This is a genomic window from Streptomyces sennicomposti (assembly GCF_019890635.1).
Taxonomy (GTDB): domain Bacteria; phylum Actinomycetota; class Actinomycetes; order Streptomycetales; family Streptomycetaceae; genus Streptomyces; species Streptomyces sennicomposti.
Window position 1 is genome coordinate 1 of sequence record NZ_JAIOAB010000115.1, and the last position, 5,142, is coordinate 5,142.

At 77.8% G+C, this 5,142-nt stretch carries 3 protein-coding genes; 1 reads left to right on the forward strand and 2 read right to left on the reverse strand.

Translation table 11 applies throughout. The features are described from left to right. Positions 1-305 precede the first annotated feature (305 nt). On the reverse strand, positions 306-1,505 hold the full coding sequence (locus K7787_RS31135; RefSeq protein WP_223003687.1) for an EfeM/EfeO family lipoprotein: 1,200 nt from the start codon (positions 1,503-1,505) through the stop codon (positions 306-308). Between the two features lie 823 nt (positions 1,506-2,328). On the opposite strand from K7787_RS31135, the gene K7787_RS31140 reads away from it, so the two are divergent. Beyond that, the gene (locus tag K7787_RS31140; RefSeq protein WP_223003688.1) at positions 2,329-3,534 is read left to right on the forward strand and encodes a PP2C family protein-serine/threonine phosphatase; all 1,206 of its coding nucleotides are present in this window, start codon (positions 2,329-2,331) and stop codon (positions 3,532-3,534) included. A gap of 55 nt (positions 3,535-3,589) precedes the next feature. Here K7787_RS31140 and K7787_RS31145 read toward each other — a convergent pair whose 3' ends face one another. Beyond that, positions 3,590-4,996: an SMP-30/gluconolactonase/LRE family protein gene (locus tag K7787_RS31145; RefSeq protein ID WP_223003689.1), complete on the reverse strand. Its 1,407-nt coding sequence runs from the start codon at positions 4,994-4,996 to the stop codon at positions 3,590-3,592. Positions 4,997-5,142: the final 146 nt, after the last annotated feature.

Here is a 5,142-nt window from a genome sequence, read left to right on the forward strand (position 1 = left end):
GGCGGCGGTGGCGGGCGCGGCGGGGGAGGGGGACGCGGACGGGCCGGGCGGCGTGGACGGGCCGGAGGGCGCGGAGGGGCCGGACGGCGCAGAGGGGCCGGACGGCGCGGACGGGCCGGAGGGCGCAGACGGGCCGGAGGGCGCAGACGGGCCGGAGGGCGCAGACGGGCCGGACGGCGCAGACGGGCCGGACGGCGCGGACGGGCCGGAGGGCGCAGACGGGCCGGAGGGCGCAGACGGGCCGGAGGGCGCAGACGGGCCGGAGGGCGCGGAGGGGTGGGGCCGGGGCGTCCGGTCGTCGCCGTTCATGCCGTCCTCCGGGGGTCGCACAGGGTGGCGACGGAGGAGAGGCGTTCGACCAGGTCGCCGAGGGCCGCGTCGGTGCGTTCGCGTTGCGTGCGGGTCAGGCGGGACAGGGGCGTCCAGCGGGTGCCGTGGCGGAAGCCGTCGAGGAGGGCTTCGGCGCGCTCCAGCCGCCGGTCCAGCACGGGCAGGCCCGGGTAGCGGGTGCTGAGCAGCGGGCGCAGGCGGGCCAGTACCGCCCGGGTGCCGTCGAGGTTGGCGCGGGCGGTGGCGAGGTTGCTGCCGCTGCCGTAGTCGGTGCGTGCGGTCAGCTCGAACTGCACGGTGTTCTCCAGGATCTCGTGGGCCCGCAGCCCGAGCTGGGCCGGGTCCATCCGGGCCTGCGCCCACTCCTCGCGCAGCGCGGTGACGGCGCCGGCCAGCGCGGCGGCCGGAGCGCGCAGGGAGCCCGCCGTCGCGCTGTGCCACAGCCCGTACTCGATGCGGTGGAAGCCGGTGAACGCCGGATCGCGGACCCCGCCGGGCAAGCCCGCGTCGGTGCCGTTGATCCGGCCGTCGGCGTCGCCGAAGGCGTCGTAGGCCGCGCCGAGCCGCTCGTACTGGAGATGGGCCGGGAGCCAGGCCGTACGGGCCGCGGCGAGGTCGCCCCGGTCGACGGCGGCGCGCAGCCGTCCGGTCAGGCGGACCACCTCGTCGAGGCCTCGGGCGACCCACTTCTGGTAGGCAATCGCCGGGGGGACGAGGTCGTGGGCGGTGACGGGCGCGGCGGCCGGGCCGGGGCGGCCGCGGTCGACGCGGACCGTGGGGCCGGTGACCGCGTCGGCGTCCTCGGGCACGCAGCGGAAGGCGTACGCGCCCGTGCCGAGGCGGACGGTCAGGGACCGGGTGGCGCCCGGGCCGATGCCCTCGGCCTCGCCGAGGACGGCGCCGCCGCTCCGCTCCTCCAGATAGGCCTCGGCGGCCCGGCCTGAGGTGTTGTGCAGGCGGAACACCTGGAGGCCGGGCGCCGGGCGGTCCCAGCCGCGCCCGCAGCCGCCCGGCGACACCTCGACGGTGGTGTACGGCAGCCCGTCCGGCGCGGCGTCCGCGCGGTGCGGGGTGTGCGGGAGGACCAGCAGCAGGCCGGTCGCGCCGAACGCCAGGGCCAGTGCGGCGGCGGCCCATGTCCGCGGTGACCGCGCGCCGGGGCCGGGCATCCGCATTCCGGTCCTCCCCGGGGCCGAGCCGTCCGTGACGGCCTCATGCTAGGCAACGGGAGCGGTGCGGACGGGTGTCCGCGACGGGTGATGTCCGGGAATCGCCCCCACCCCACACGGCCGCCGGCTCGGCGAGCGGGGCGGGGGCACCTGGACGGACGGGACCGCTCCGCCCCACCGGACAGCCCGGATTCCGCCGAGCGGCACGACCCCCGCTCCAACGGGCAGCCTCAGTGCCGCTGACCGGGACAGCCCGCGTTCCAACCAGCCCGGGAGCCGTCGCCCCGACGAGCGGGCAAGGCTCGGCTCTTGCGGGCGGGAGCCGGCTCTTGCCGGCGTGCGGTCGGCCTCCGGCCCGCCGACACAGCCTCGGTCCCGGTGCGGCGGGCGGCCTTCGCCCGGGCGGAGGGGGCGACTTTCGTCGGGCGAGCGGGACAGTCCCCGCTCCGACGGACGGACAGCCCGTCCGCCCAAGTGGGCGGACGGGCTCTCACCGCGCGAACGAGCGGGCGGCGCTGTCGGCGTTCCGGCGGGCGGTAGCTTCCTTCCGGCCGAGCGGCCCCGCGCCCCGGTGGGCGGAGCGGCCCGCGGCGAGCCGGCGGGGCTGTCGGCGTCCCGGTGGGCGGCCTCCGCACTGTCCCAGCGGGCGGCAGCCTCCGTCCCCGACCCGCGGGCGGCCTCGCCCCGGCGGGCGGCAGCCTCCGTCCCCGACCCACGGGCAGCCTCGCCCCGGCGGGTGGGCGCGGACTCCGTCCCCGGGGCCGGGGCGAGGCGGTCGTGCTCGGACGGGCGTGCGGGGCGTACCGCCACGCCATGGACCGGCTCCGTGATGCGCGGCGCGGTCACCGCGGGCACTGTGGGAGGCGTGGCCTCCTGGCAGGAACGCTTCGTCCCGCGTGCACGGCCATGGCTGTCGAGCCATGCGCCGCTGCTGGTGGCGGTCGCGCTCGTCGTCCTCATCACCGTCGCCGACATCGTCGCCCCCGCCGACATCGTCCTCGGCCCGCTCCTGGTCATCGCTCCCGCGATCGCCGCCTGGTCGGAGGGTCCGTGGACGACCGGAGGGGTGGGCATCGCGGCGGTCGCGGCGCAGGGGCTCATCGGCTGGCGCTCGGGGGTGCTGTCCACGCGCAGCTTCGTCGTGCAGGTGATCGCCCTGGCGCTGCTGTCCGCCTTCGTCGTGGCGCTGTCCCTGGTGCGCGACCGGCGCCGCCGGGAGCTGGCGCAGGTCCGGTCGGTCGCCGAGGCGGCGCAGCGGGTGCTGCTGTGGCCGCTGCCGGAACGGCTGGGCTCGCTCCAGCTGGCCAGCCGCTATCTGGCCGCCGAGGACGAGGCGTCGATCGGCGGCGACCTGTACGCCGCCACCCGGACGCCCGGCGGGGCGCGCGTACTGATCGGCGATGTACGGGGCAAGGGGCTGCCGGCCATCGGGGAGGCGGCGCTGCTGCTCGGCGCCTTCCGCGAGACGGCCCACCACCACACCGCCCTGCCGGCGCTCGCCGCCTCCCTGGAGCGGAGCGTCGCCCGCTACCTGGCCGACTTCGAGCCGGAGGAGGAGTCGGGGGAACGGTTCGTCACCGCGCTGCTGCTGGAGATCCCGGACGACGCCCCGGTCATCCGCATGACCAGTTGCGGGCATGTGGCGCCGTTGCTGCTCGGTCCGGACAGCCGGGTGACGGTGCCGGAGCTGAGTCCGGCGCCGCCGCTCGGGGTCGGGCTGACCGACCCGGACGGCGGGGTGGTGGACGAGGTGCCCTTCGGCGCCGAGGACACGCTGGTGCTGTACACGGACGGGGTCATCGAGGCGCGGGACCGGCACGGCGTGTTCTATCCGTTCGCGCAGCGCGCCGCGCGGTGGTCCGGCTGTCCGCCGGGCGCCCTGCTCGACCACGTCCAGCGCGATCTGATCGCCCACACCGGCGGGCGCCTCGGCGACGACGTCGCGCTCATCGCCGTACGCCGGGCGCCGGCCGGGCCCGGGGCCCGCCGGACCGCGCGCCACGGCGGCGGCCACGACGCGGCCCCGCCGGGGTGAGCCCGCGAACGGCTCAGAGGACGCGGGCTCACCACTCAGCGGCCGGCGTCCCCGCTCAGGAGGCGCGCCGCACCGCGACCACGCCGGTGGCGGTGCCCTGCCAGAAGGTGCCGTCGGCGGTCGTCGTGCCGGTCATCTGCAACGGGTTGTAGAGGAGCCCGATGCCGAGGTACCGGGTGCTCAGCGTCCGGCCGGTGGCGGAGTCGAGGACGGCGTAGTGGTACGCGGCGAAGGTGTCGGTGCCCACCGCGCTGTCGGTCGGTCCGGTGACGGTGACCGTGTAGACGCGGCCGTCGGCCACCGACAGCCGGGGCAGGGCGGCGCTCTTGGAGCCGTTGCTCCACACCGGGTGGCAGCCCTCGCCGTCGGCGTCCACGTCCACGCGGGCCAGCCCGCCGGCGAAGGACGCGGAGGCGGGCCGGGAGGCGCCGGCGTCGTCCGGCAGCGCCGGGTAGGGGTAGCCGTAGGTGGAGGTGACGAAGACGCTGCGGCCGGTGGCGATCACGGCGTCCTCGGTGCCGTCCACGACGGGCACGGTGCACACCTCGGAGCCGTCGCGCCGGCGGACGACGAGGTTCTCCCGGCCGTCGGCGTTGTCCGTGATCGCCAGGTAGTCGGTGCCGTCGCCGGGGCCGAAGTAGACCGGGGTGGCGCCGGTGCCCCAGGACAGCTGGCCCGGTTTGCGGGCGGTGCCGCGGTCGTAGGCGCGCCGCCACTGGACGGCGGGGACGCCGTCCGCGTCGGCGGTGAGGGCGTACAGGGCGTGGCTGGTGGTGACGGCGGTCTGGCCGGGGACGGTGGACAGGGAGTTGGCGATCGTCTCGCCGGCGGGCAGGGCGAGGGTGTGCACGCTGCCGGCCGGGGTGACGACGCCGACCGTGCCGCCGGGGGTGGCGAACCAGACGTTGCCCCGCCAGTCCGGGGACAGGCCCACCACGCCGCCCGCCGCGGCGGCGCCGAGCGGGACGGTGGCGTCGGCGCGCAGCTCCCAGCCGCCGGCGGCGGTGCGGTGGTGGCCGATGCGCAGCAGGTTGCCGTCGGGGTCGACGGTGACGAGCCGGTCGTCGTGGTCGAGGTAGGCGTAGACGCCGCCGAAGAGGCTGCCCTTGGGGAGGTCGTAGCTCGCCAGCCGGTCGCCGTCGGCGGGGTCGAGGAGGTGGACGACGGGGTTGCGGCCGAAGATGCGGGTGCACAGGGCCACGACGAGTCCGTCGCCGCCCGCCGTGACGGTGGGGCACGCGGACTGCAGGGCGGTGCGCCGGTAGGTGACGGCCCCGGTGCCGGTGCCGGCGTAGGGGGTGGTGTCGGAGTTGGCGGTGTCGCCGTGCATGGTGGCGGTGCCGGTGGCGGCGGTGTACGGGTTCGCGGGCGGCAGCGGCCCGAACTCCCCGGCGTCGGCGCGGGGTACGGCGACGGCGAGCGCCGTCAGCGCGAGGGCGGCGAGGGTGGTCCGGCTGCGCATGACGGAGCCTTCCGGGGGTCGGGGGCGGGAACACTGCGACCGTAGTGACCGACCGTTGCGGCGGTGTTGCGGCAACGTGGCGGGGGGCGGGGGGGGGGGGGGGGGGGCGGGGGGGGGGGGGGGGGCGCGGGGGGGGGGGCGGGGGG